The sequence below is a fragment of the Hydrogenovibrio sp. JE_KL2 genome (assembly GCF_009296185.1).
In the GTDB taxonomy this organism is placed as follows: Bacteria; Pseudomonadota; Gammaproteobacteria; order Thiomicrospirales; family Thiomicrospiraceae; genus Hydrogenovibrio.
Map to the genome: position 1 here is coordinate 320,036 of NZ_WBJR01000001.1, position 26,585 is coordinate 346,620.

Annotated in this window: 29 protein-coding genes and 2 tRNA genes; 24 read left to right on the forward strand and 7 right to left on the reverse strand. The window is 44.8% G+C overall.

The window, feature by feature from the left end:
- The first annotated feature begins 26 nt into the window (after positions 1 to 26).
- The 10 genes from tolQ to F8R13_RS01520 all read left to right on the forward strand — a co-directional run bounded on the left by tolQ (position 27) and on the right by F8R13_RS01520 (position 7,438).
- Entirely contained in the window at positions 27 to 725 is a 699-nt protein-coding gene (tolQ, locus tag F8R13_RS01475) for a protein TolQ (protein ID WP_152831567.1), read from the forward strand.
- A gap of 10 nt (positions 726 to 735) precedes the next feature.
- Positions 736 to 1,179, forward strand: coding sequence for a biopolymer transporter ExbD (locus F8R13_RS01480; protein ID WP_253806291.1), 444 nt, complete (start codon positions 736 to 738; stop codon positions 1,177 to 1,179).
- Between the two features lie 28 nt (positions 1,180 to 1,207).
- On the forward strand, positions 1,208 to 2,224 hold the full coding sequence (gene tolA / locus F8R13_RS01485; protein WP_152831568.1) for a cell envelope integrity protein TolA: 1,017 nt from the start codon (positions 1,208 to 1,210) through the stop codon (positions 2,222 to 2,224).
- 42 nt (positions 2,225 to 2,266) lie between these two features.
- A complete protein-coding gene (gene tolB, locus F8R13_RS01490; protein WP_152831569.1) occupies positions 2,267 to 3,598 on the forward strand; it encodes a Tol-Pal system beta propeller repeat protein TolB in 1,332 nt (443 codons plus the stop codon).
- A 50-nt stretch (positions 3,599 to 3,648) separates the two neighbouring features.
- Entirely contained in the window at positions 3,649 to 4,302 is a 654-nt protein-coding gene (locus F8R13_RS01495; RefSeq protein ID WP_172967665.1) for an OmpA family protein, read from the forward strand.
- Positions 4,303 to 4,335: 33 nt separating this feature from the next.
- Complete coding sequence (gene ybgF, locus F8R13_RS01500; RefSeq protein WP_152831571.1) at positions 4,336 to 5,289, forward strand: tol-pal system protein YbgF; 954 nt, start codon at positions 4,336 to 4,338, stop codon at positions 5,287 to 5,289.
- Between the two features lie 28 nt (positions 5,290 to 5,317).
- Positions 5,318 to 6,019, forward strand: a complete 702-nt coding sequence (gene queC / locus F8R13_RS01505) for a 7-cyano-7-deazaguanine synthase QueC (protein ID WP_152831572.1) — start codon at positions 5,318 to 5,320, stop codon at positions 6,017 to 6,019.
- 142 nt (positions 6,020 to 6,161) lie between these two features.
- Positions 6,162 to 6,237 (forward strand) — tRNA-Lys (locus tag F8R13_RS01510).
- A gap of 47 nt (positions 6,238 to 6,284) precedes the next feature.
- Positions 6,285 to 6,360 (forward strand) — tRNA-Lys (locus F8R13_RS01515).
- Between the two features lie 319 nt (positions 6,361 to 6,679).
- Positions 6,680 to 7,438 carry a hypothetical protein gene (locus tag F8R13_RS01520; protein WP_152831573.1) on the forward strand — a complete coding sequence of 253 codons (759 nt, stop codon included), beginning with the start codon at positions 6,680 to 6,682 and terminating at the stop codon, positions 7,436 to 7,438.
- Positions 7,439 to 7,511: 73 nt separating this feature from the next.
- Here the strand turns inward: F8R13_RS01520 and F8R13_RS01525 are convergent, their stop codons facing one another.
- On the reverse strand, positions 7,512 to 8,276 hold the full coding sequence (locus tag F8R13_RS01525; protein ID WP_152831574.1) for a hypothetical protein: 765 nt from the start codon (positions 8,274 to 8,276) through the stop codon (positions 7,512 to 7,514).
- 129 nt (positions 8,277 to 8,405) lie between these two features.
- Between F8R13_RS01525 and F8R13_RS01530 the strand changes: the two genes are divergently transcribed.
- The 5 genes from F8R13_RS01530 (at position 8,406) to F8R13_RS01550 (ending at position 12,754) form a co-directional block, all read left to right on the forward strand.
- A complete protein-coding gene (locus F8R13_RS01530) occupies positions 8,406 to 8,669 on the forward strand; it encodes a hypothetical protein (protein WP_152831575.1) in 264 nt (87 codons plus the stop codon).
- Positions 8,670 to 8,698: 29 nt separating this feature from the next.
- Positions 8,699 to 9,361, forward strand: a complete 663-nt coding sequence (locus F8R13_RS01535) for a metal-dependent transcriptional regulator (protein WP_152831576.1) — start codon at positions 8,699 to 8,701, stop codon at positions 9,359 to 9,361.
- A gap of 19 nt (positions 9,362 to 9,380) precedes the next feature.
- Positions 9,381 to 10,481: a nitrogen regulation protein NR(II) gene (gene glnL, locus F8R13_RS01540; protein WP_152831577.1), complete on the forward strand. Its 1,101-nt coding sequence runs from the start codon at positions 9,381 to 9,383 to the stop codon at positions 10,479 to 10,481.
- Positions 10,478 to 11,938, forward strand: a complete 1,461-nt coding sequence (gene ntrC, locus F8R13_RS01545; protein WP_152831578.1) for a nitrogen regulation protein NR(I) — start codon at positions 10,478 to 10,480, stop codon at positions 11,936 to 11,938. The genes glnL and ntrC overlap by 4 nt, the downstream gene beginning before the upstream one ends.
- 99 nt (positions 11,939 to 12,037) lie before the next feature.
- Complete coding sequence (locus F8R13_RS01550; RefSeq protein WP_152831579.1) at positions 12,038 to 12,754, forward strand: hypothetical protein; 717 nt, start codon at positions 12,038 to 12,040, stop codon at positions 12,752 to 12,754.
- Positions 12,755 to 12,759: 5 nt separating this feature from the next.
- On the opposite strand, the gene F8R13_RS01555 is transcribed toward F8R13_RS01550, so the two are convergent.
- From F8R13_RS01555 to F8R13_RS01570, 4 genes are read right to left on the reverse strand one after another with little or no spacing between them, the layout of a single operon-like run.
- Positions 12,760 to 13,449 (reverse strand): hypothetical protein, encoded by a 690-nt coding sequence (locus tag F8R13_RS01555; protein WP_152831580.1) that lies wholly within the window; start codon positions 13,447 to 13,449, stop codon positions 12,760 to 12,762.
- 45 nt (positions 13,450 to 13,494) lie between these two features.
- Entirely contained in the window at positions 13,495 to 14,451 is a 957-nt protein-coding gene (locus F8R13_RS01560) for a DUF5666 domain-containing protein (RefSeq protein ID WP_216642574.1), read from the reverse strand.
- Entirely contained in the window at positions 14,444 to 15,283 is an 840-nt protein-coding gene (locus F8R13_RS01565; protein ID WP_152831582.1) for a DUF6502 family protein, read from the reverse strand. Before F8R13_RS01565 ends, F8R13_RS01560 begins: the two co-directional genes overlap by 8 nt.
- Before the next feature lie 30 nt (positions 15,284 to 15,313).
- The gene (locus F8R13_RS01570; RefSeq protein ID WP_152831583.1) at positions 15,314 to 15,634 is read right to left on the reverse strand and encodes a hypothetical protein; all 321 of its coding nucleotides are present in this window, start codon (positions 15,632 to 15,634) and stop codon (positions 15,314 to 15,316) included.
- Positions 15,635 to 16,016: 382 nt separating this feature from the next.
- Between F8R13_RS01570 and F8R13_RS01575 the strand changes: the two genes are divergently transcribed.
- Together F8R13_RS01575 and F8R13_RS01580 are read left to right on the forward strand one after the other, a co-directional pair.
- Entirely contained in the window at positions 16,017 to 16,781 is a 765-nt protein-coding gene (locus tag F8R13_RS01575; RefSeq protein WP_371414873.1) for an elongation factor-1 alpha, read from the forward strand.
- A gap of 192 nt (positions 16,782 to 16,973) precedes the next feature.
- Positions 16,974 to 17,615, forward strand: coding sequence for a hypothetical protein (locus tag F8R13_RS01580; RefSeq protein WP_152831584.1), 642 nt, complete (start codon positions 16,974 to 16,976; stop codon positions 17,613 to 17,615).
- 72 nt (positions 17,616 to 17,687) lie between these two features.
- On the opposite strand, the gene F8R13_RS01585 is transcribed toward F8R13_RS01580, so the two are convergent.
- Together F8R13_RS01585 and asd are read right to left on the reverse strand one after the other, a co-directional pair.
- Entirely contained in the window at positions 17,688 to 18,026 is a 339-nt protein-coding gene (locus F8R13_RS01585) for a P-II family nitrogen regulator (RefSeq protein WP_152832077.1), read from the reverse strand.
- 53 nt (positions 18,027 to 18,079) lie between these two features.
- Entirely contained in the window at positions 18,080 to 18,949 is an 870-nt protein-coding gene (gene asd / locus F8R13_RS01590) for an archaetidylserine decarboxylase (protein WP_152831585.1), read from the reverse strand.
- A 126-nt stretch (positions 18,950 to 19,075) separates the two neighbouring features.
- Here asd and F8R13_RS01595 point away from each other — a divergent pair, with 126 nt between their 5' ends.
- The 7 genes from F8R13_RS01595 to F8R13_RS01625 all read left to right on the forward strand — a co-directional run bounded on the left by F8R13_RS01595 (position 19,076) and on the right by F8R13_RS01625 (position 26,583).
- Positions 19,076 to 20,287, forward strand: coding sequence for an argininosuccinate synthase (locus F8R13_RS01595; protein ID WP_152831586.1), 1,212 nt, complete (start codon positions 19,076 to 19,078; stop codon positions 20,285 to 20,287).
- 100 nt (positions 20,288 to 20,387) lie between these two features.
- On the forward strand, positions 20,388 to 20,873 hold the full coding sequence (locus tag F8R13_RS01600; protein WP_152831587.1) for a phosphatidylglycerophosphatase A: 486 nt from the start codon (positions 20,388 to 20,390) through the stop codon (positions 20,871 to 20,873).
- Between the two features lie 90 nt (positions 20,874 to 20,963).
- Positions 20,964 to 21,260: a rhodanese-like domain-containing protein gene (locus F8R13_RS01605; RefSeq protein WP_152831588.1), complete on the forward strand. Its 297-nt coding sequence runs from the start codon at positions 20,964 to 20,966 to the stop codon at positions 21,258 to 21,260.
- Positions 21,261 to 21,367: 107 nt separating this feature from the next.
- Complete coding sequence (locus tag F8R13_RS01610) at positions 21,368 to 22,630, forward strand: dicarboxylate/amino acid:cation symporter (protein ID WP_152831589.1); 1,263 nt, start codon at positions 21,368 to 21,370, stop codon at positions 22,628 to 22,630.
- Positions 22,631 to 22,848: 218 nt separating this feature from the next.
- On the forward strand, positions 22,849 to 24,036 hold the full coding sequence (sucC, locus tag F8R13_RS01615) for an ADP-forming succinate--CoA ligase subunit beta (RefSeq protein WP_152831590.1): 1,188 nt from the start codon (positions 22,849 to 22,851) through the stop codon (positions 24,034 to 24,036).
- Entirely contained in the window at positions 24,036 to 24,917 is an 882-nt protein-coding gene (sucD, locus tag F8R13_RS01620) for a succinate--CoA ligase subunit alpha (RefSeq protein ID WP_152831591.1), read from the forward strand. Before sucC ends, sucD begins: the two co-directional genes overlap by 1 nt.
- Positions 24,918 to 24,951: 34 nt before the next feature.
- Positions 24,952 to 26,583: an NAD+ synthase gene (locus F8R13_RS01625; protein ID WP_152831592.1), complete on the forward strand. Its 1,632-nt coding sequence runs from the start codon at positions 24,952 to 24,954 to the stop codon at positions 26,581 to 26,583.
- The last annotated feature ends 2 nt before the right edge of the window (positions 26,584 to 26,585 follow it).

Here is a 26,585-nt window from a genome sequence, read left to right on the forward strand (position 1 = left end):
ATTAGTTTGAAAAAGGATTGGATTGAATGAGTGATAGTTTGTCTTTAACAGAATTGGTTTTTAATGCCAGCCCGGTCGTACAAGGTGTCATGGCATTGTTGCTGGCGATGTCGATTATGTCTTGGGCGATTATCTTTGCGAAATCTTTTCAGTTGAAAAAAGCCAGAGAAGCCGCTGACGAGTTTGACGAGTTGTTTTGGAACACGCCAGAACTGTCGACACTTTATACCCAGTTGAATAACGGTGAAGTGCCGATGACCGGTTCGTCATTGATTTTTGATGCCGGTTTCAAAGAATTTGTGCGTCTTAAAAAACAAGGTGTGACCGACACTTCAGATTTGGTGACCGGAACACAGCGTGTGATGAAAGTCGCTTTTACCAAGCAGGCTGAGATTTTGGAAAACCGCATTGCTTCTTTGGCAACGGTTGGGTCTTCTTCACCTTATATCGGTCTTTTCGGAACGGTATGGGGGGTTATGCATGCCTTCGCTTCATTGGGCGATGTGCAGAACGCTACACTGTCAACCGTTGCACCGGGGATTTCCGAGGCATTGATTGCGACGGCAATCGGTTTGTTTGCCGCGATTCCAGCATCGGTCGCTTTTAACCGACTGACAGTCAAAGCGGATAAATTGATCACGCAATATGAAAACTTTGCCGAAGGGTTCTTGACGATTATCCAACGTCAGGCACATATGGCTGAACACGCAAAAGACAAGGAATAACGGAGTTATTATGTCAATGCGTTCAAGTCTAAGAGGCGGTAACCGTAAAAAATTGATGTCAGAGATGAACGTCGTACCTTATATCGACGTGACATTGATTCTGCTGATTATTTTTATGATTACGGCGCCAATCGTACAGCAAGCGGTGACGGTGGATTTGCCACAGACGCCGAAGATCGTCAACAAAAGCAAAAACAAGGTTTCCAATCAGGTGCCTTTCGTCATTACTGTGACCAAAGAAGGGTATTACAAAACTTCGGATGACACGAAAACGCTTTTGAGTTTTGATGAGATCGCAGCACAAATCGTCGCTCGATCACAGCTGCACCCAGACCAACTATTTACCATTCAAGGTGACAAATTAACACCATACCAAAACGTCATGCGATTGTTCGTGACGTTGAAAGCCAATGGGGTTAATAAGGTCTCCTTGGTGACGCAACCTGAACAATAATTGTGTATAGGTTTCTGAAAACAACATTATGATTCGATTTATTTCACGACACCCGGTAGCTTTTTCATTAGCGATATTGCTACATATCATTATTTTGCTAGGACTTTCCTATCAAAACTTCATGACCCCCGATGACAACACCATCAAGGTAACTTTGACGTCTCCTGATGAAAATGCAGTAGACCAAAAAAACACGGTTGAAAAAATGCAGCCGATGAAAACAACCTTGTTGGATGCGAAAACCGTGCAGGCAGCTTTGGATAAGGTCAAACAGCAGGAAGCTGATAAGAAACGCCAGCAGCAAGAATTGGCTGCACAAACAAAAGAAGAAAAACGTCGTATTGCCTTATTGCAGCAACAAAAAGACGCCGAGCGCAAGAAGATAGAGCAGGCGAAACTTCAAGCGGAAGCTGAGAAGCGTAAAGCGGAAGAAGCAGCTAAATTGGCGGAAATCCAAAAACAGAAAGTCGAAGCGGAAAAGCAACGAGCCATTGCTGAAGCAGAAAAAGCAGATAAAGCCAAACAGCAAGCAATGCTAGCGGAAAAGCAACGTCAGGAAGCTGCGAAACTTGTCGCGCAGGCTGAGTCTCAAAAAGCAGCGTTACAAGAGCAAATCAAGAAACATTCAGAAGAGAAAAAGCTGCTGGAACAAGAAGCTTTGAAAGCACGTTTGCTAAAAGAGCAAGAAGAGCAGGAAGCACAAATTCAACAGCAGATCGCTGCTGAAGAATCCAAAAAACGTGAGCAAGCCAAGGCTAAGGAATTGCAGAACCTGAAAGAAGTTTATGTTAATTCCATTGCCTCAAACGTTAGACAAAACTGGCGTACGGCTGCCAGAATTTCCGATAAAGCAGAGTGTGTTATCAGCATTACGCAAACGCCAAATGGTATGGTGAGTAGTGTAAAGGTCGATCACTGTAATCAGTTTGCAAATGCGCAGTTCAGAAAGGATGCTGAAAGTGCCGTGTTGCGTTCACAACCTTTGCCACAGCCGCCTGTAAAAGAAGTGTTTGACCGCAACATCCAGTTTAAATTCAAACCCTAAAATCTGTTAAGAACCATTATCAGAACAGTTTAAGAGAGTGTTATGTCCTTGTACCGCATAAATCGTCCATATCGTTTTATTACATTTGCCTTTCTATTCGCTTGGTTTTCTATCGCCAGAGCGGATTTGACAATCGAAATCGACCACAGTTCCGACAACGCGACACCGATTGCGATAGTGCCTTTCGAATGGAATGATCCGAACGATGCGCCACCTCAGAATTTGGCTCAGATTGTCGGTGCTGATCTTTATCGAAGCGGAAAGTTTCGTCCGATTGACGATGCAAAACTGCCAGCGAGACCTTCAAAATTAGAAGACATTAATTACCCGGATTGGCGAGCACTGGGTGCCGACAATATGTTGATTGGCAGTATCAAGAAGAATGCTCAGGGCAACTATGACATTGAAATGCGTTTTGTCGATATCCTGCGCCAAGAACAGGTGATCGGTAAGAAGTGGACGAATATCCCTGCAAGATTGTTGCGTCAGGTCGCCCATGTGATCAGCGATATGTTGTATAAGGAGTTGACGGGAATTCGCGGCGCTTATAACACTAAGATTGCTTATGTCACGCTTAGAAAAGTCGATGGCAAAAAACAATATAGTTTGGAAATTGCCGATTCTGATGGCTACAACGCACAACCGATTTTGAAGTCTTCAGAACCGATTATGTCGCCAAGCTGGTCGCCGGACGGTAAGAAACTCGCTTATGTTTCATTTGAAAACGGGCGCTCTGAAATTGTTTTACAAAGTCTTGACGGCAAGATGCGTAAGATTATTGCCCAATTTAAAGGCATTAATGGTGCCCCTGCTTGGTCGCCGGACGGTAAACAGTTAGCGTTGACGTTATCCAAAGACGGTTCTGCGGATATTTATGTTATGAACATGCAAACCGGCAAGCTAAGACGACTCACTCGTAACTTGGCCATCGAAACTGAATCTGCTTGGGCACCGAACGGTCATTCGTTGTTCTTTAACTCGGATCGCAGAGGTAAGCCGCAAATTTTCCAAGTGTTCTTGGATACCGGAGAGATTCGCCGAATTTCTTTTGTCGGTAGCTATAATGCTAACCCGGCAGTCTCTCCGGATGGACGTTATGTCGCCATGGTCAATGGCGGTAATAGTGATACCAACGGTTTTAAAATAGGCTTGTTGGATCTTTACACCAATGATTTCCGTGTGATCACCAAAACATACCTGGACGAGTCGCCAAGCTTTTCACCGAATGGTGAGATGATTCTTTATGCGATGAATAAAAACGACAAGGCTCGTTTGGCAGTCGTTTCCATCGATAACAGCGTGACGCAGGTATTGAGCGTTAAAGACGGAGAAGTAAGAGCGCCTTCATGGGGGCCTTACCTTGATAGCGAATAGCAACGAATAACCGCCGACAATAGTCGAAGAAGATGAAACGGGAGAACAGTATGCAAACACAATTGATGACAAAAATTTTTGGTGCGAAGTCCACTAGTAAAACCTTAATGACAATTGGTGCTTTATCCATTTTCTCGGTCATGTCTTTAAGTGGTTGTAGCACCATGCCTAAAAAATCGTCGGACGCCGGTGATGAAACTGCAACTTCTCAAACAGAAGGGGGTGCAGCGGGTTCTTCAGCAGCCGATGAAAAGAAGAAAGGCGTTGAGGTGATTGGTGCCAGCGGTGCGAATGGTCTAAACGGTCAAGACATCAACGGCTCAAACCTAAACGGTGAGCAAGCAGGTCAAAACGGCGCAGAGCAAGAAAAGGTTTATGAACCCATTATCTATTTCGGTTACGACCAGTCCGAAGTGGATGACACCGGGGTGGATATTGCCAAGTACTATGCAAAAATTCTGGTGGATAACCCGCAGGAATCTGTAAAATTAATCGGTAATACCGATGAGCGTGGCACGCCGGGTTATAACCTGGCATTAGGGGAAAAACGTGCCAAAGCGGTGGCGCAAATCATGATGCTTTATGGCGTGTCACAAGCGCAAATTGATGTGGTCTCCATGGGGGAAGAACAACCGGCAGTTGATGGTCATACCGAAGCTGCATGGCAGAAAAACCGTCGCGTTCAAATTGAAATAAAACAATAAACGTTAATCGTTTGACAGCAGGATAGGAACAGAATGATGGGTAAAAAAGGGAATGCTTTAGTCTTAGGTGGTTTAGGAGTTGTACTGCTTTCTCTGTTTTCCGTACAAGCCTTTGCCAAGGAACAATCTCTTGAAGATCGTGTGGCGCGTTTAGAACGTATGGCGAACAACCCGGTTCTGATTCAACTCAGCCGACAGCTTGGTGAGCAAGAGCGTGAAATTCAGGATTTGCATGATCTGATTGATCGTATGAATTATAAAATGGATCAACTCACCAAAAAGCAGGATGAGCGATATAAAGAAACCGATGACCGCTTGAGTAAGTTGGAGTCAACCGCTCAGCAGCAGGCGCAAGGTGCTCAAGCCGATAGCGATGAAGACGTTGGTGTCGATGTCGGAGCGGGTGTTGCGGCTAGCCAACCGCAAGCTGCGGCATCAACGGCTGCCCCTGCAACGAGTGCGCCTGCTACAGATGCTAAGTCTAAGCCAACGGCGAAAGCGGCAGCACCGGTTGCTGCGGCAAATGCTCAGAATGCTAAACCAGCGGTTGAATCGACTAAAAAGACGGCTGATACCTCTGCTAAACCGATTGTGACTCATGCAGCAACCAAAGCGGAAAGTGCAGCTTATCAGGATGCTTTTGCCATGATTAAGTCATCTCAATACAAAGGGGCGGCAAAAGCCTTTACGGACTTCCGTAACAAATACCCTAAAAGCGCCTTAGCCAGTAACGCGTCTTATTGGGCGGCGGAATCTTATCTGGTGCTGGAGCAAAATGATAAAGCCATTAAGGCGTTTCAGGATGTGACGGCAAGTTATCCAGACTCCTCAAAGGCACCTGCGGCATTGTTGCGATTGGGTGACACTTATGCCAATCAGTCCAAACCTGCGGATGCAAAAACGGCTTATCAGCAACTGATCAAGCAATACCCTAAGTCGAAAATGGCGGCAAAAGCGAAGAAACGTCTAGAGACGCTTGGTAAATAAAAACATCAACAAATTTTACAGATTAAACATGGAACCAACGACACCCAACAAGCGCGCGGTTGTTTTATTATCCGGCGGCCTTGATTCAACCACTGTTCTAGCCATTGCTCAATCACAGGGCTATGAATGTCATGCTTTGAGTTTTGATTATGGCCAGCGCCATCAAGTGGAGCTGCAAGCTGCCGTTCGCATTGCGGAAACGTGTCAAGTGGCCTCGCATCGTGTCATGCAAATGAATATGAACGCGATAGGAGGCTCAGCACTGACCGATAACAGTATTGATGTACCAACAGGGGGTGTTGAAGAAAATACCATTCCGGTGACCTATGTACCGGCGCGTAATACCATTTTCCTATCCTATGCACTGGGGTTGGCGGAAGTTATTGATGCCGACACCATCTTTATCGGTGTGAATGCGGTGGATTACTCCGGTTATCCGGATTGTCGCCCTGAATACATCGAAGCCTTCGAGAAGATGGCTAATCTGGCGACCAAGAAAGGGGTTGAGGGGCATAAGATTCATATCGAAACGCCTTTGATTTCGATGACCAAAGCCGAAATCATTCAAACCGGTACTTCACTAGGTGTGGATTATGGCTTAACCGTCTCTTGCTACCAAGCGAATGATAAGGGTGAAGCTTGTGGTGTTTGTGACTCTTGTCGTCTAAGAAAGCAAGGCTTTGCAGACGCTGGCGTAGCAGACCCGACGCATTATTATTCCGCGCAATAATCTGCTGCTCAGATGTTTGCGGATTTTGTCTGAAACAGACAAGCCTTTGATTTCACATTGAATCAAAAAAAGATTGTTAAAAGATGGCTAAAATGTCTTGCCAATTCCTTTTCAGCTTGTATAATACGCCCCATTCCAGAGAGGGTCGTTAGCTCAGCTGGTAGAGCAGTTGGCTTTTAACCAATTGGTCGCGCGTTCGAATCGCGCACGACCCACCATTCACCTGGAATCACACTTTCTTTATGCTCTCGCATAATTTCAAAATGGGTCGTTAGCTCAGCTGGTAGAGCAGTTGGCTTTTAACCAATTGGTCGCGCGTTCGAATCGCGCACGACCCACCATTTACTCTCCCAAACTTCTAATATTTCACAAGTTGCTTAACCGCAAAGATTTGTTTGTGCTTGACGCAAAAAAATCTACCAGGTTGGGATATACAAGCTTAAAAAGAGCGGCATAATAAGATGATGAATGATGAGAGAAACGGAATGCAAAATACAGAGAATAGTAAGAATCAATCGAGTCTGACCCCATTGATTTACGACAAGCAGTAAAACTTAATTATAAAAAATGGTTAAGATGTTTAGAGTTAAAAAGTACCGTTGGTACCCTTGAGTTGGATGACCTTAAATCCATGACATCAAGTCTGATAGGATTCAATACATGAAAACAATAGAAGAATTTGAACTTGTAGAAGAGTTAACAAGATACTATTGGAGAACTGACAAGTTTATAAAACACTTTTTTACTAGTGTTTTCCGTACTTTTACGCCAGTGTCTTTACTAGCCGTATTTATGTTCATGGACTTCTTGATGTCATTTTGGCTTGGTATTCAAATTAAGGGGAATGTTTCTGCCTTTCATTGGATGCTCGTCTTTGAAGCAATATTGTTAATTTGTGTATTTTATTTAATGTATCAATATGCAAAAAAACTATACGAAGTTCATTTATCGCCGTATGAAGAAGAGTATGACATACAGAAAATCATAGGAGTTAATTATAGGGTGGTTTTTCATCTTTATAATTTTATAGAACAGTGTAAAAAATCAGAAAAAATTATGAATAGCACATTTTTGGATGAGGCGATTAATAACCAACTTAAAACAATAATATCTTCTTTACAAGAGTCAAATATCACAATTATTTCTAAGTTTGAAAGAGTACTTAGAGATCCTGTTTTTTGGGGCGTAATAGGTATAATCTCAGCTCTTATCTTATCCTCTCTAACATTTGTTCCAACATTAAAAAATGACTACGTTATTCAAATTCAAAGAATTTTGTGGATTTTTTCTGTGGTACTTATATTTCCACTCATTTATAGGGCGTTTGCCGTAGCGACATTAGATGAAGTTTTGCAAAAAAAGAAAGCATTTTTAGCGTTCTATTTTTTGAAAAAAATCAATAAGGTCAGGCTCGATTGATTTTTAATCATTTGTGAAAAATCTTCCAGGCTCAGGTATAGGGCTTTTGCCCCAACCTGATAGATTTTTATAGTTAGATTGAAGCTTGAATATCTCTTAGCGTAGGAACTGCAAGTTTTGCTTCATCAGCAATCCCTAGCGCGCGTTTCAACCGAGCTGGGGCAGAGCGTCCCATGCAGCCATGCTGTGGATCGCCCTCAAAGGCTTCCAGCATACCTTCAATCAATTTTTCTCTAGTCTGTTTAGACTGGGTTAGGGTGTCTTGAATATCCAAAACATCTTGCGCAACGGCATTCATCACATCCGCATGGTCTTCGGCCAATTCAGCAACGTTCCCACCGACTTTCAGACCAGCGATATTGGTTGTCAGAATATATAGATTTTTTCTCACCAATTCGTACAGCAGTTCATCTTCAGAGTCGAGTTGCACGCTAGGTAGATCCAAGGTTGCCAGTGCATCGAACACCAGCTTGGCATGTTGGCCAAACACAGGCGAAGGAAGCACCACTTTGCTGTCCATGCCTTTTTTCTTTTCAAACCAGACAGAAATAACGGTTGGATTTTTGATGTCAGTTGCTTCCCAATCACGAGGCAAAAGCTCATTTTGTAGCAGGATGGTTTTTTCTTGCCATTGTGCAGGGCAGTCAGCCAAAGTTTGGTGGATGTCAGCTTCACCAACAGCAATTAAAACCGCGACAGGATTGGGGATGCTTTCAGCAATGTCTTGCATGGATTGCTGACGGTTAACGGCTTGTACCGGGTAACCGAGTTTTAGAAACCCGCGAGCGAAGACGCTCCCTAGCTCTCCCATGCCGACAACAATGATTGGATTTTGCATAAATGCCCCTTTTTTGAATAACTTTGTTTTAAAATAGTGCACAGTGTTTAAACTTCCCGTATTACCGCTGGTTGCAGCGGCTACCTATTGGTTCGGGAAATCGTCATAATTTGGGAAAGGATATTACCAATGAATGCCCAAAAAGCAAAATTTACATGGCATTATTATTTCATGGCTTTCGGCGCGCTGATGGCGATGCTGGCAGCCACTTTGTCCGCTTGGGGTGGGGTTATTAGTGCGCTTGGGTTTGCGGTTATGTCGCATCCTGCCATTCGCTTTGCAGGCGTGGGACGATTCGTTTTTTTGATCCTATTCGCGGTGCTGTATGCGTTTGCCTTTCCTGACCCTTCGGTGGTGAAATCCATGATGGCAAGCGATGTGGCGCATTCCTAGCTTATGCTGTTATTTGGTGGGAGATTGCTTTGACCAGCAAAGCCTTTGAAGATTACTTGAAAATCATTTACAAGCTAGAAGAGTCCTTACCGGAAAACGCCGACAAGGGGGTTAGCACGACGGCCATCGCCGAGCGTTTGGCAATTTCAAAGGCTTCCGTTTCCAATATGCTGAAGAAACTCGCAGATAAAGCGCTCATTCGTTATGAGCCGTATTATGGCGTGATGCTGACGGAAGAAGGCAATAAGATTGCGCTGAATATGATTCGTAAACATCGGATATTGGAGCAATATCTGGTGGAAAAGCTTGGTTACTCCTGGGATGAGGTTGATGCGGAAGCAGAAGTGCTTGAGCATGCCGTGTCCAACCGTCTGACAAATCGTATGTGGGATGCTTTGGGTCGACCGACTCGAGACCCTCATGGTTCACCCATTCCGAATGAAGAAGGTGAAATGTCTGGTGAAAGCGGTGAAAGCTTGTCGGATGTGACGGTTGGGGTGTTGAAGACGGTGGTACGTATTCAAAACCGAACGCCTGAAGAATTAAGGTATCTGTCTGCCATTGGATTGACTCGCAATGCTAAGGTCAAAGTACATGAAAAAGCACCATTCGATGGTCCGCTTTCGGTAGAGGTGGGAGGCGACTCCCATGCATTGGATTTTCGTTTGGCACAGTCCATTTTTGTACGCTAATTTTTAGGAGTGGTGTGCTTTGAATCACAATATTATTGAGCAACAGGTTTCCGAATCGGAAATACTCGCTGGTTTGACGACAGCGGTGGTATGGATCGATAAGAATGAAAACATCGGTTTTATCAATCTTGCGGCGGCGGAATTACTTCAATTGAGTCAGTATCGTGTTATCGGTGTAAACTGGCGTTATATCCTGCCGAAATTATTGGACGATATTCATGCTTGTGGAACAGGGCGTTTAACTATCCACGAATACAGCATTCGCTTGCCGGACGGACAGAAGTCTCATGTCACCTGTACTATCTCCTACTATGAGATGGATGGTGAAGATGGTTGGTTGATTGAGCTTTATGATACCGAGCGTCATTACCGCATTGCGGAAGAAGACGAGCGTTGGCATCAATATGAAGCCGGAAACCTGTTGGTTAGAACGCTGGCGCACGAAATCAAAAATCCTTTGGCTGGGATTTATGGCTCAACGCAGTTGCTCAGAAAGCGCTTTCCCGACAATGAAAAGGCTGAGAAATTTTTGGACGTCATTTCAAATGAGGTCAATCGCCTTAAGAGTTTGGTTGACCGCATGCTTGGACCAAAAGGTAATGACGAGCAAGAGCCTCACAATATCCATGAGTTGATTGCTTATGTATTGGAAGTCGTCAACGGCGAGAAGCCGGATAATATCGCGATAAAGCTGGATTACGATCCCAGTATTCCAGAAATATCGATGGATTTTGGTGCCATGGTGCAGGCGTTGTTGAACTTGGTGAAGAACGGTATTCAAGCGATGGAAGATCATGGCGGTCTGTTGACTATCAGAACGCGGGTTGAGTCGAAATTTACCTTGGGAACCAAAACCTATCCGTTGGTCGCGGTCATCAGTGTGATAGACGAAGGGGTCGGGATTGACCCTGAAGTCTTCGACGCGATTTTCTACCCAATGGTCAGCAGTAAGAAAGAGGGGACAGGGCTAGGGTTGCCGGTCTCTCAGAACATCGTTCGTCAACATGGCGGCTTAATCGTTGCGCAGAGCGAACCCGGAAATACGGTTTTTAATATTTATTTGCCTTTCGATCATAATAGAGAAGAAGCACAAAGAATCAGTCATCAGGAAAAACTATGAATCATCAAAATACGCCTGAATTTCAAGAACCCGTTGTTTGGATTGTCGATGATGACGCATCGATTCGTTGGGTGTTGAATGAAGCCCTAGAAGATCGGTCTTACGAGGTTCATGCCTTTGAATCTCCTCTGGAAGCGTTGAAAAATATCGATAGGGCACCGCCAACAGTCGTTATCTCGGACGTTCGTATGCCGGAAATGAGCGGTTTGGAATTCATGGAAGAGATTCATCAGATTGATAAGTCGATTCCTGTGATTATTATGACCGCCCATGCTGACTTGAATACAGCTGTGCGCTCTTTGCAAAGCAGTGCTTTTGAATATTTGCCGAAACCGTTTGAGATTGATGATGCCTTAACGGTTATTGATCGTGCGATTAAACGTCATTTATCGGGTGGCAAAAAACCAAGAAAAACGAAAACGACTAAGCAGCCTTTGAATATCATCGGTTCTGCACCGTCGATGCAGGAAGTATTCCGTATTTTGGGACGTGTCTCCCAGTTGGACGTAACCGTTTTGATTAACGGGGAAACCGGTACAGGGAAAGAGCTGGTTGCCAGAGCACTGTATGAATTGAGTAGCCGAGCCAACCAACCTTTTGTTGCCATCAATACCGCGGCGATTCCGCGTGACTTGTTGGAGTCCGAGCTTTTCGGTCATGAAAAAGGTGCCTTTACCGGTGCTTTGACGCAACGTGTTGGACGCTTTGAAGAAGCGAATGGCGGTACGTTGTTCCTAGATGAAATCGGTGATATGCCGGTAGACTTGCAAACGCGTCTATTGCGTGTTCTGAATGATGGTACTTTCTATCGTGTGGGTGGTAAAACACCAATCAAAACCGATGTACGTATCATCGCGGCGACTCACCAAAATATGCGCGAGTTGGTTAAGCAAGGGCGTTTCCGTGAAGATTTACTGTATCGTTTGAACGTTATTCGCATTAAGGTTCCGGCATTGCGCGAGCGTCGTGAAGATATTATTCCTATCTTGCGTTATTACCTGTCTGAAGAAGCCAAAACCTATGGCTTGGAAGAAAAACAGCTGAGTCGTCCGGTAGAAAAATACCTTGAAGGCTTACCATGGCCGGGTAACGTGCGTCAAATTCGCAGCTTGTGTACTTGGTTGACGATTATGGCACCAGATAAAACTGTGCACATGGAAGACCTGCCATTGGAGTTGAAATCCGGTACTTTTACAGAGTCTGCTTCCGGTAGTAATGGTACAGACGATTGGCAAACGCCATTACAGCATTGGGCAGAAGCATTTCTTGCATCCGGCAAGAGTGGATTACATACCGAAGCTGAACCGATGTTTGAGAAGGTGCTGATTGATGCCGCGATGCGTGCCAGCATGAATCATCGTCAGAAAGCGGCGCAATTGCTGGGTTGGGGTCGAAATACTTTGACCAGAAAAACGCAAGCATTGGAAGAGCGCGACGAGCTGCCATCTTCTGATTAACGGCTTGCCGTTGTCGGCAAGCATACGTAAAGGCCTAGTGTGTTAAAAGCGCTGTTTCAATTCTTTACCACCCCATATTTTGCCCCTTGGGTTCGAAAAATGGGGTTTCTCTATGAAGCCATTGCCATGGATGGACGCTACCATCGGTGTAAGCGTCAATGGCAACCGCACTTCGAATATTGCCAGCAGGCGATTTTAAAAGCCATTACCCTGTGCGAGCAAAAACGCAGCATTCTTATCTTGGGGGCAGGCTCGCTTAAAGACATTCCATTACCAACGCTATCGGAGCAATTTGAGCAGGTGTATCTTGTTGATCTGGTATTTCTAAAGTCTGCCAGAAAACAGGCGGCCGCCTTTGGTAATGTTGCGCTGATTGAAGCAGATGTGACCGGATGTCTGGAGCATGTTTTCCAAGGGAAAATGCATTGTGATAGTACATTGCCTTGGCTGGAGAAAATTGGGGATGTCGACTGTGTTGTTTCTTTGAATCTCACGACCCAATTGCCCTTGATACCCATCAGTTGGTTGATGAAGAAGTATAACCTTCAAACCGAAGCGGCAGGAAAGTTCGGCACTAAAATGGTCGAGCAACATCTAGCCTGGTTGAATGGTTTTTCTGGCGTTAAGTGCTTAATTTCCGACCGTTGGATAACAGAATATGATGTTTCAGGCAACCAGGTTGATGGATTTGATCCAGCATGGGATGTGCCATTACCCGAAGCAGAAATGTCATGGGATTGGGAAGTGATTCCTTTGGCAGAGTCCACCAATAGAACCTCTCAAATCAATCAAGTCGGCGCGACTATTTGGTGCTGATTCGATTACTGCAGAAGCTGTAGGCTAAAGTTGATGCCGAATTGATAGTTTTTAGATGAGTCATAGGAACCACTGAAAAAAAGCTGGCGACGCTTATCCACTTGAACACCTGAAAAAACAGTTACGCCGGTAGTGTCTGACACACTTTTATAAATACTCTGATTGTAACCCAAAGAGGCGCCGATATAAGTGCTGTCGGAAATGGATTGGCTTAATCCCACGCTTGCGAAAATGGGGTCTTTCATATCGACCCCATCCACTTTCCCCGTTACCTTGTAGCTTAGAGATGAAAAGATTGACTGCGTATCGTTCAGGCTACTGAAATAATCCAATTGCACACCCGTGTCTGATTTACCGGTACTGGTACCATCATCTACCGAACCTGTCGGCAGTTTATGGTTGAGGCTCAAAGTCACCCACGGGGCTTGCATCAAGTCATAACCTAACGATAAAAAAGTGTCGCCTATGCCTGAAACGGGTTTGTTCAATTTCACCTGATCATAGCGGTAGGTTCTCAAGTAACTGGTAAATACACTCGCAGACCAACGGTTATCTTGATAGCTTAATCCCACTGGAAACCCGATGATTTCACTATTGGTGGTAGAAACGGATTCGTTTTGTCCATTGCTGTAAAACGCGCCGAACATCAGTTGTGCCTGCGGCTGAGCAGACGCGTAGCTAGGGAAGGCACCCATAATTAGGGCGCCGCAAAAAAGGAAAAATGTTTTCATGGAGGTGTTTTATGGATGGTTCAATTTAATTTGATTAATCGAAGGGCGCTGCTGTTTCATCAGCTCTTTTTGCATCTGCTGTTGCGTTTGGCGCATTTGCTTGATTTGTTGCTGTTGCTGCATCATTTGTCGTTGTGGCGCTTCCGTTTTTGGCGGCAGTTGTTGATGTTGTACCTGATAAGCTTTTAGCGGGACTGCGGTTTGCGCGATGTCTCTTAACACCAGGTGTTGTGTGTGGATTTGACGTTCTTCCAACAGACGGCTCAAGCCTCGCTGCATAACGATGGTACGCGTCGTTACGTTGAAATGCGTTTGCATGGACGGCAATGTCCAAGTGACATGATTCGGGTTGGCATTCAGGCGGGTCGCCGTCCATTCGCCATTGGCTGATTGGTAAGCATTGACTGCAATATACTGACCTAGAGTGGCATTTAAGCCGTTATCAACATGAGTGAATTCATTGGTGTTGATCCAGGTGTTGTTGACCTGAATGCGGTTTTTCTCGGTTTTTTGTACTTGCCCGGCAAAAGGATAGTAAATCTCGATTTCGCTGGTGACAGGGGCTTCCTGATTACGTGTTTTGAGAATGACTTGTTGTCCCAGCTTCAGAGCAGTTGGGGTAGCTTGGGCATTCAATAGATCTGAATTAACACGAGCATTTTTAGGGTATTGGACCTCAACGCCATTTACCCAAATACTACCGAATCCAGTAATGGTTCCAATAAACAATGCATGGTCATAGTTGCCCGGCAAACTGTAATGTCTAATGCCAGTGCCACCGAACCCACTGGTGGGGGCCTGTTCTTCCTGAACAAGAATGATTTTGTCTGTTCCCCCTGTGCCAGAGGATTCTTCACTCGGTGCTGTACGTGTAGGGGTGGATTGACAGCTGGCAATCAGCATTATCGAAAAAGCCACGAGTAAACGGGGAAATAAAGTTTGAATAGGGGGTATGAAGTTACGCATCTTTATTCTCCGTGTTCTCGGTTTTGTCGTCGCGTAAGAAGTAACTGCCGAAATGAAATTCAGAAGTAGCGGTTTTGTCTGGTTGGTCTTGTTGCTGCAGTTCTAGTCCAAGCATATTGATTTCTGTCAGTAGGGCAAGACTCTTGTCACGAGCGGTTTGCTCAATCTTCTGGAGAGAGTCTTCTGAAAGGTTTTTGTAAAACACAGCGCGGTCAAACATGGCTCGATCATCACCGGAAAGGTTGTGGGCAACGACAGTCAGGTGAGCATTGATGTTCTTACCGGCAAAAAATAGTTTTTCCTCAAGGTTGTCCTGAGGAACAAATCCCGCCTCGTTCAGGTGGACAAAATTTTTCTCATCCAAGGTTACGATGCCTTGGTTAATCCAATCATCTAGAACAGAACGGGGATGTTTGTCTTTGGAGACGCGGAAAACCAAGTCTTCAAAAGAAGGAGAGAGGCCTTGCTTTGGTAAGGCAGAGGGAGAGCCATCGGCGTTAAGAAAATCAGGGTGTCCAGTCCAGGTCGCCATGATTTGCGCACTGATCCCTGCCTTGATTTCTTGAGCGGAAAGAGAGGTGTCTGTTTCTCTTAAACGTTTTACTTCTTTTCTGTGTACGCCGGTCAGCAAGCTGATTCGGCTATCGGTTTGTTTTTTGTTGGCTAAAGGGAACGACTCTTCCGCCACTTCTACAAAAATCTGTTTCAGCGGTTCCACAAGCGCGGTATAGGTAATGCCTTGTTGTAAAAGCAACTTGACCAAAGGTTTAAGCATGGTCTTGATGGTTTTGTACAAGGCTTTATCCAAAGTTGAAGAGTCGTTTTGAATCATAACTAACTAACAATAAAACTACAGGGTTGATTAATGAGCGCCTTTAAATTGTCCTTGAGCTTTTTGTTGAGCTTGGACGTTACGCATTTGCTGGGATTGATCCTTGACTTGCATGGCGTTGTTGCGCATTTGCATCGCTTGGTTACGAACTTGAGCAGCTTGCTGTTCGTTTACACGGTTGCGAATCTGTTCTTGAGATTGTAATTGATTATCTCCTTTAGCATTCGGCTTTGTAGGACCTTCAGCTTGATTAGGGGTGGTTTTTGTCGCTGCAAATGTTGAAAAGCTTGCGAAACCAAGTGTAACAAGTAAAACAGCAGAAGCAGTAAAGGTTTTACGTTGAGTTTTCATAAGGAATCTCCTTGTAGATATCGTTAAGTATAGGTTAAGTAAAAAGCACTCATTAGTAAAAATGTAAAAAAATCACATTTGTTGAGCTGAAGTTTAATGGTTTTGAGAGAGTTGTCAATAAAAATGTAAAAAAATTACATTTATTTTGGAGTCTTCATGATTGAAACAGCATAAAAATCTGGAGGAATATTTGAGATTAATGCCTTGCGACAAGGCCTGTGTAAGCAGAAAGCTAGGCGGGTCAAAGCCTGTAGAAAATATCAGGCTTTTGTATTTCGCAAAATAAAAATTATTGATTAGTTTTTTTACGGAATCGCCTTAAACTGGCGCTTGATCTATATCAACTAATAATAATTATTTAATACTTCGGGAGAGAGGATAAGTGGAAAAAACTTCATGGCTCAATTTGCCTAGTTTATCGTTTCCTGTAAAAACATTGTTTACAGGGTACTTAATGGTCACCGGTCTAGGGTTGTTGATGGCTGGCGCGCAAATCATGTTGACGCACGGGATGGCGGATGGAAAATTCGGTTTGTCGGTGAATGATATTGTTTACAGCTATTACGGAAATCGTACCGGTTCAACACTGGAAGCTAAGCTAAACGGTTCGATGAAAGTGAATGCGCCGCCGCAGGCACGTTTTACTTTGATTCAGTGGGCACGTGACGGAGCGCCAAAGTCGCAATGGGAACCTAAAATCAAGCCGATCGTCGACCAATATTGTGCGAAGTGTCACGGTAAATTGGCTGGGATTCCTGATCTTCCGAAGTATGATGTCATTAAGATTTTCGCGAAAGTGGATCATGGTGCAACGGAAGCATCAATGGTTCGTGTCGCACATATTCATTTGTTCGGGATTTCATTTATTTTCTTCTTCGTGGGGCTGATTTTTTCCATGTCTGTTGGCTGGAATCGTTGGGTGAAGGGTACGTTGATCTTCATTCCATTTGCCTTCTTGGTGGTGGATGTGGCGTCTTGGTGGCTAACCAAGTGGAATCCTGAATTTGCATGGCTTGTAATCATTGGTGGTTTTGGCTACAGTTTGGCGTCAACCATTATGATTTTCACTTCTTTGTATCAGATGTGGATTATGCCTTGGCGAGGAAAATCCTCTGATGAAAACACTTGGCATGTGGATGCTGCCTAGTAGTTAATAAACCTTAAAATCTGCCAGGTTGGGTAAACGATTTACTCAGCCCCCAACCTGGTAGATTTTTATTATCTTTTTGCGCTATCAACGGCATTTTTTCATAGCTTTTTTTTAATCATTTCCAGTAAACTTTGCACATTCTGATACTGCCCAATTTCTGTCTAAAGGGCTTTTGTGTGAGGTGTTTCAATGCATTTGGTCTTTGCCAAAACTTCTTGGGTGTATAAAGTCTTTCCTTATTTCAAGTGGACGGTTTATGCGTTGCTGTCGATTAACGTCTATCTGTTTTTCACGGAGCAAACTCTGGTTGAAGGTATCGATTCTTTGGCATGGGTGGTGTTACTGCTATTGTTCGAGTGGGAAACCTCTCAAATGGGCAAGCCAGCGCAGTCTAAGTGGAAGAAGTATGGCATTCACCTAGTCAGGTTGATCGCCTATGTGTTTGTGGTGGTGTCTGCTATCGAATACAGCACTGCAAGCTATATCGCTGAAAATGGTCGTCTGGATATGTATAACAGCTGGATATGGTTAGGCGTGGTTATTGCGTTGGAATATGATGTCTACTTCCCGGGTTATTACCGCAAGTGGGAGTGGTGGCTGAGAAATGCCTTAAAGATTGTTATGTACGCTGCTTTGATTGTAATTGCCTTGCTGTGGGGGATGGAAAGCTACGAAGGCGCATGGCTGGATTTTTATGATGCGTTATTGTGGATACTGTGTTTCTTTGCGATTGAGTTAAATGTGTTTCGCTTTGAAGAGGAGATACCTTTTCAGGAAGAAGTGGAGGCTAACCCTGAGTTGGCAAAAGAATTTGATGAAATTGTTCATTAGAAGTCATGAACAAAAAACAGACAAACAAAAAAGCCCGCATAAGCGGGCTTTTTGACAGGTGTTGATTGCGAATTAAAGCGCTTCTGGACCTGTTTCCCCCGTACGGATACGGATGGTTTGTTCGATAGGTGTAACGAAGATTTTACCATCACCGATTTTACCGGTTTGTGCCGTGGTCGTAATCGCTTCGATAACTTGATCGACCTTGTCTTCTGCAACGGCGATTTCCAGTTTTAGTTTAGGTAAGAAATCAACAACGTATTCCGCACCACGATACATTTCAGTGTGACCTTTTTGGCGACCATAGCCTTTGACGTCGATGACCGTCATACCATGTACGCCAATGTCGTGTAGTGCTTCACGGACATCGTCTAATTTGAAAGGTTTGATAATCGCAGTTACCATTTTCATCATGCTGAATCCTTTTGAGTGAATTTCGGTTTCAAGACTTTTGTCATATTTTCTTAAAAGTTCGGTTTTGCATAGTTTGCCAGATGTTGACCCATTTTAACAGGCGTATTTTCTGGAATTTTGCCCAGATCCGGCATTTGTCCTTCGGTTGTGAGTAAAACAACAGTAGAACCCATATTGAAACGACCGATTTCATCCCCTTTAGCAAAGGAAAGTAATTGGTCCGAATAATCCCAATGCTCAATGGTTGGGCGATAATCCGGTGTGATTTTTCCTTGCCACACGGTTTCCATGCTACCGACGAAAATCGCGCCTACCATGATTAGGCAGAAAGGTCCGTTTTCATTTTCAAAACGTAATACCAAACGTTCGTTTCTGGCAAACAAACCTTCAACCGTACGAACGGTAGATGGGTTAACGGCAAACAAATCGCCCGGCACATAGGTCATGGACTGTAGTGTTGCGTTGGTCGGGCAGTGAATACGGTGATAATCTTTGGGGGAAAGGTAAATGACGGCAGAATCCCCGTTTTGGAATTGTTTGGCGTATTCAATATCGCCACCCACTAGAGCTTCTAAGGTGTATTCATGGCATTTTGCCTGTACCAAACGGTTACCGTTGATTGGCATGGATTGGCTGACGACGCCATCCACCGGGCTGCACCATGCGTCTGGCGTGCTGTCGATTGGGCGCGCACCAGGCTGTAAAGCACGGGTAAAAAATGCATTAAAGTTGGCGTAGTAATCCAAATCTTCATACTCGGCTTCTTCGACATTGATATCGAACGCCTTAATCATCAATTTGGTGGTGGTGTTTTTCACCCAAGGCTGTTCAATTTGCATGAACCAATGCATGGCTTTAGACGCTAGGTGTTGCGGCAAAATGTATTGCGGCGAGACTTTAATAAAATCAATCAAACTCATTCTGTCATCTTTGTTGGTAAACCCGGTTAATCATTCCAGGTAATTGAGAAAATAAACCGATTTTAATGTATAATTCGCGCGTTTAACAGAACTATATATTTCGCAGGGATTTCAAAGGAAAACAAAATGTCGCAAGTTAAAAAAGTCGTTTTAGCTTATTCAGGTGGTTTGGATACTTCAATTATCGCCAAGTGGTTGCAAGAAGAATATCAGTGTGAGGTGGTTACCTTCACCGCGGATATCGGGCAAGGTGAAGAAGTGGAGCCAGCACGTGCAAAAGCTGAAGCGATGGGAATCAAGGAAATCTACATTGAAGATTTGCGTGAGGAATTTGCCCGTGACTTTGTTTTCCCTATGATGCGCGCCAACGCCATTTACGAGGGTGAGTACCGTTTAGGAACGTCTATCGCACGTCCGTTGATTTCAAAACGTTTGGTTGAAATCGCGAGAGAAACCGGTGCGGATGCGATTTCTCATGGGGCGACAGGTAAAGGAAATGACCAGGTACGTTTTGAGTTGAATGCCTATGCTTTGATGCCGGATGTCAAGGTCATTGCGCCATGGCGTGAGTGGGATTTGTTGTCTCGTGAAAAATTGATGGCTTATGCTGAAGAGCACAACATTTCCATTGAGAAGAAAAAAGGCAAGAAATCACCTTATTCAATGGATGCCAACTTGCTGCACATCTCGTATGAAGGTGGCATTATCGAAAACCCTGAAAACGAACCTGAAGAAGATATGTGGTTGTGGACGGTTTCTCCTGAGAATGCGCCAGATGAACCGACTTACCTAACCATTGGGTTTGAAAAAGGCGACATCGTTTCAATCAATGGTGAAAAAATGTCACCTGCGATCGTGATGGAATATTTGAATAAAGTGGGCGGTGCAAACGGTATTGGCCGTGATGACATCGTTGAAAACCGTTTTGTTGGGATGAAAGCGCGTGGTTGTTATGAAACGCCTGCGGGAACCATTATGCTGAAAGCGCACCGTGCGATGGAGTCTTTGACTTTGGATCGTAACGCGGCACACTTGAAAGACGAGTTGATGCCTAAGTATGCGGAAATGATTTATAACGGTTTCTGGTTTACACCAGAGCGTGAAATGCTTCAGGCATTGATTGATGCATCACAAAAATTCGTTACGGGTGAAGTTCGCTTGAAACTTTATAAAGGTAACGTTGTTGTAGTGGGTCGTTCATCTGAGTATAGTTTGTTCGATGAAGCAATTGCCACTTTCGAAGAAGATGGTGGCGCTTACAACCATAAAGATGCAGAAGGTTTCATCAAGCTGAATGCACTACGTTTGAGAACGGCTGCTAAAAGACGTTTGAAATAATTATTTAAATTTGAAAAGACCGCTTGTTTATCTCATGGGATAACAGGCGGTTTTTTTATATGAGGCTTTTAGTAAAGGCTCAAAAGAAAAGGTGCTGTCGATGACTCGAACCCCGACTTTTAAAGACTTGATGAAACATCCTGTGTTGTTTTTAGGTTTCGGATTGGGGTCAGGTTTATCTTCCAAAGCGCCGGGTACAGTCGGGACACTGTTTGGTGGTTTGATTTTCTTGCCACTCATGCTGTGGAGTCAAGAAATAGCTTGGGCACTGACCATTGTTGGTTTGTTGTTGGGAAGTCGAATTTGCGGTCAATCTGCTGACTGGTCTGGTGTTCATGACCACGGCGGGATTGTCTGGGATGAGTTTGTTGCCATGTGGCTGGTACTGCTTTGTTTGCCCGAACAAAACTGGCAGTATTGGTTGCTGGCGTTTGTGACGTTTCGCTTCTTCGATATCGTAAAACCCTGGCCGATAAGCTGGGCAGATAGAAAGGTGGCGGGCGGCCTCGGGATTATGTTGGATGACATAATCGCAGCTTGTTATAGCATAATCATTATTTGGGCAGTGTTTCGCTTGTTTGCCTAGTTTTTTATAGGCGGATAAGGGATAATTTTGCAAATAATCAAAGCATTAAAAAATTAAATAAAAAAATAAAAGTAGGTTGGAGACGTAAAAATGTTTATTTCGTGTGAAGACGCCAAGCGACTCATTAAAGAAAAGAGTGCACAATTTGTCGATGTAAGAACACCGGAAGAGTTTTCTATGAGCAAGTTGCCTGGTGCGGTCAACATTCCTTTGCAGGACATTGATCAAGTTGGTGACAGCATGTTGGATAAAGATATGCCGGTTATCGTATTCTGCCGTTCTGGGCAACGTTCGCATATGGCAATGCAAATTTTGTTGTCACTTGGGTTTGACGAAGTCTATAACTTGGGGCCTTACCAAGCTTGGTATCAATGCCCTGATATGTAAGCATGGGTTCTGTAAAGCTTGTTTGCAACGAAGTGGCAAGTTAATATTGTTGAAAAAAGTACCTTAGGGTACTTTTTTTTTAAGAGCGAAATTGTTCGGAGAAAAGTATGAAAATCGCATTACATTGGCAAATCCTGATTGCATTGATTTTTGCCGCACTAATGGGGGGGTGGGCAGGAACGGATAAAGCGATTTTCGGTGTGCTGTGGCTGTCGATTTTCACTTTTATCGGTACCTTGTTCTTGAATGCATTGAAAATGATTGTGGTGCCTTTGGTGGTGTCAGCAATTATCACCGGTGTGGCAAACATCGGTTCACAAGGTGGTTTTGGGCGCTTGGGAGCGAAAACCATTGGTTATTATCTCATGACATCATCCATCGCCATTATTGTGGGGTTGACGTTGGTGAACCTGATTCATCCGGGCGTTTCTGGAAACGGCGTTCCCGTTCTTCACACCGATGCGGCGGTTATGCAGGCTGTTCAAGGCAAATCAGCAGGTGACATTGTTGAAGTCTTTTTGCGCATGATTCCTGTAAATGTCGTTAATGCTGCGGCAACAGGGCAAATGCTCGGCCTGATCTTTTTCAGTTTGTTGTTCGGTTATTTTATGACGCGAATTCAGTCGGACTTCAAGCAAACCCTGTCACAATTCTGGAATGGTGTGTTTGAAGTAATGATGTTGATCACCCAATGGGTCATGAAGTTCGCACCCCTTGGGGTGTTTGGCTTGGTGGCTGCGTCTATCGCGAAAACCGGATTCGATCAGTTTGAAAACCTTGCCATGTTCTTCCTAACTGTGACCTTAGCGCTGGGTGTGCATTTGTTTGTGGTGATGCCGATTCTATTGAAAACAATCGGCAAGGTACAGAACCCTTGGCTGCATTATCAAGCTATGGCGCCAGTGTTATTGACAGCGTTTTCAACCAGCTCGTCTTCATCGACCTTGCCGGTGACGATTGAGTCCGTCGAAAAACGCGCAGGGGTTTCCAACCGGATTTCGAGTTTTGTATTGCCGCTGGGGGCAACGGTCAATATGGATGGGACGGCACTTTATGAATGTGTCGCGGCTATCTTTATCGCGCAAATGTTTGGCATCAATTTGGATTGGTCAACGCAGTTGTTGATTGTGATTGTCGCTCTGACAACCTCTATCGGTGTTGCCGGGATTCCTTCTGCAAGCTTGGTGGCAATCAGTATTATCCTTGTAGCGGTAGGGCTGCCAGCGGAGGCGATAGGGTTGCTGTTGGTGGTGGATCGTTTGTTGGATATGATGCGAACGGCCGTCAATGTTTTCAGCGATTCCGTCGGTGCGGTGATTATTGCGCGTTCCGAAGGTGAAACAAACGTTCTTACAGAAAAACATTTCTAAGGATGACCTGTTGGTCAAAATAGCTTAAAAATCTGCCAGGTTGGGGGTGATGTAACGCTTGGCGCTGGCTATTTTTAATGCAATTTTCCTATAAAAACTTTAAAATGGCCTGCTAGATTTAAACATTACAAAACGGCTTTCAATTGGTTATGGTAAGTAATCGTATCAAGGAAGTCGTCAGCTATTTTTAATTGGCTATTATTGGATTAAGGCACCGAATGAACTTACACGAATACCAAGCAAAATCTTTGTTTTCCGATTACCGAATCCCCATTCCTCAAGGCGTTATGATTTCGAGCATGGCTCAGCTTGATGCAGCACTGACTAAAGTTGACGGAGATCAGTGGGTTGTGAAAGCGCAGATCCATGCCGGTGCGCGTGGTAAAGCAGGTGGTGTGAAGCTGGTAGCCTCTAGAGAAGAAGCACATCAAGTTGCTGAGCAGTTATTAGGCGGTTCGCTTGCAACGATTCAAACAGCAGGTAAAGCGCTTCCTATTCATTCATTGCTGATTGAGCAAACGCTTAATATCCAAACAGAACTGTATTTGAGTTTATTGGTGGATCGTGTCACCAAAACCCATACATTCATTATTTCTGAAGCAGGCGGGATGGATATTGAAGCCGTTGCTGAGGCAGCGCCAGAAAAGATTTTGACGGTTCATGTTGACCCAACCGTTGGCTTGATGCCTTATCAGTGTCGAGAAGTCGGTTTTGCGTTAGGGCTCCAAGGTACGGCTTTCAAGCAATTGATGGCCGTGATGCAAGGGTTGTATCGTTTGGCGTTGGACAAAGACATTGCGCTACTTGAAATTAACCCTCTAGTGGTGACTGCAGAAAACAACCTGATTGCATTGGATGCGAAAATCAATATTGACTCAAATGCGTTGTATCGTCAGCCCGCATTGGTTGCGATGCGCGATGCAACTCAAGAAGACGAACGCGAAGCCAAAGCCGCCGATCATCAGTTGAACTATATTGCTTTGGACGGCGATATCGGTTGTATGGTAAACGGTGCCGGCTTGGCGATGGCAACCATGGATTTGATTAAGCTGAATGGCGGAGAGCCAGCGAACTTCTTGGATGTTGGCGGCGGAGCGACGCCAGAGCGCGTGTCAGAAGCTTTTAAATTGATTTTGTCTTCTCCAGACGTGAAGTCTATCTTGGTGAATATTTTTGGCGGTATCGTCCGTTGTGACTTGATTGCGGAGGGTATCATTCAAGCGGTGCAGGAAGTTGGCTTAACCATTCCTGTGGTCGTACGCTTGGAAGGAACGAATGTGGAATTAGGAAAAGAAAAACTGGCGAAAAGCGGTTTAAGCATTATTACAGCAGACGGTTTGGCGGATGCGGCGCAAAAAGTGGTTGCCGTAGCGAATGAGAGAACAATCAACGGAGGCGCTATCTAATGAGTATTTTGATTGATAGCAACACGAAAGTCATCTGCCAAGGCTTCACAGGAAAACAAGGATCTTTCCATTCCGAACAGGCGATTGCCTATGGAACCAAAATGGTTGGCGGTGTGACACCAGGCAAAGGTGGAACGACACACTTGGATTTGCCGGTTTTCAACACGGTCAAAGAAGCGGTTGCACAAACAGGCGCTGAGGCGTCGATGATTTATGTGCCGCCAGCGTTTGCTGCGGACTCGATTATTGAAGCCATTGATGCAGGCATCAAGGTGATTACCTGTATTACTGAAGGGATTCCGGTGAATGATATGCTGAAGGTTCGCGCGGTATTGGATAAGTCTGACGCTTACCTGATTGGACCAAACTGCCCTGGCTTGATTACGCCTGGCGATGGTAAAGAAGGGTGTAAGATCGGTATTATGCCTGGGCATATTCACCTTCCAGGTAAGATTGGTATTGTTTCCCGTTCAGGTACTTTGACCTATGAAGCGGTTCATCAAACCACGCAAAACGGTTTGGGTCAGTCAACTTGTGTGGGGATTGGCGGAGATCCGATTCAAGGCATGAACTTTATCGACTGTCTGCATTTGTTTGAACAAGACCCTCAAACCGAAGGTATTATCTTAGTCGGCGAAATTGGTGGTCAAGCAGAAGAAGATGCGGCACAATTCATTCAAGAACATGTCACCAAGCCGGTTGTTGCCTATATTGCCGGTGTCACGGCGCCCGCGGGTAAACGTATGGGGCATGCAGGTGCTATTGTCAGTGGTGGCAAAGGTACCGCGGAGGCTAAGTTTGCGGCGTTGGAAGCAGCGGGTGTGACCGTGGTACGATCCCCTGCGGACTTGGGAACGGCAATTGAACAACGATTGGCTTAATTGAATTAAGTGTCGGTATTTATGAGGCAAAGCGATGTCTGAACAAATCAAGATTGTCATGGCACAAATTAACCCGGTAGTCGGGGATATTGATGGCAACGTGCACATGATTATCGATGCTGCTCAGCAAGCAAAGCAACAACATGAAGCTGATATTGTCGTGTTCCCAGAGTTGACCATTACGGGGTATCCACCAGAAGACTTGTTGTTTAGGCAAGCGCTTTACAGTCAGGTTGATGCGGCGCTGTCTACAATCTGTGAGGCGGTGAAAGAGGTTGTCGTGGTAATCGGATACCCGATGATGGATGATTTGGGTGAACGCTTCAACATGGCTGCGTGGATTGAGAACGGGCAAATCCAAGCCAGCTATATCAAACAAAGCCTTCCTAACTATAGCGTATTTGACGAAAAACGTTACTTCGAATCCGGCGACCAATCTTGTGTCGTGACTTACAAAGGGGTGTCCTTTGGTTTATTGATTTGTGAAGACATTTGGAAAATTTCACCCGCTAGCCAAGCAGTGGCTTCTGGCGCGGAAGCATTGTTGATTTTGAATGCTTCACCATTCTTTTCTGAAAAGCACCAAGACCGAATCGATGTTGTGAAACGTCGCATTTCCGAAGTATCTGTACCCGTGATTTATGTTAACCAAATCGGCGGGCAAGACGAGCTGGTATTTGACGGTGGCTCTTTTGCAACCTGTGCAGAAGGGGAAGTGCAAGTTCAAGCCCCCGAGTTTAAAGAAGCGTTGACCCCCGTTACCTTGTTGAAACAAGGTAACTCTGTTGCGATTATGCCAGGTGAGCAAGCGGAGCTTTATGAAGATGAAGCGCGTGTTTATCAGGCATTGGTGATGGGAGTGCGTGATTACATTCAAAAAAATGGATTTAATGGTGCGCTTCTTGGATTATCAGGTGGTATTGACTCCGCATTGACGCTTACGATTGCAGTCGATGCATTGGGCGCAGATAAAGTTGAGGCTGTGATGATGCCTTTCCGTTACACTGCCGATATCAGTATTGAAGATGCAAAATGGGAAGCAGATGCGCTCGGTGTGCACTATCATTCAATCCCAATCGAAGACATGTACAACGCGTTTGAGTCGGCATTGGCGCCTCGCTTTGAAGGGTATGATGCGGATTTGACCGAAGAGAATCTTCAAGCGCGAATTCGTGGAACCGTGTTGATGTCGATTTCTAATAAAGTCGGTAAGTTGGTGCTGGCAACCAGCAACAAGTCTGAAGTAGCGGTGGGCTACTCTACTCTGTATGGCGATATGGTTGGCGGCTTCTCACCACTGAAAGATGTTCCAAAGACTCTGGTTTATCGTTTAGCGAAATATCGAAACACTTTATCTCAAGTGATCCCGGAAAGGGTCATTACTCGTCCACCTTCCGCAGAGCTTCGCCCAGACCAAAAAGATCAAGACTCGCTTCCAGACTATGATATTCTTGATTCAATCATTGAGAACTATGTAAAATACGATAAATCACCTACAAAAATTGTAGAAGAGTTTGGCTTTGATGCCAAACAAGTGGAGTCAGTCGTTAGAATGATTAATCGTAGCGAATATAAAAGGCGGCAAGCGGCGCCTGGCGTGAAGATTACCAAAAGAGCTTTTGGCAGAGACAGGCGTTATCCCATCACAAATCAATACCGGGAGTAAGA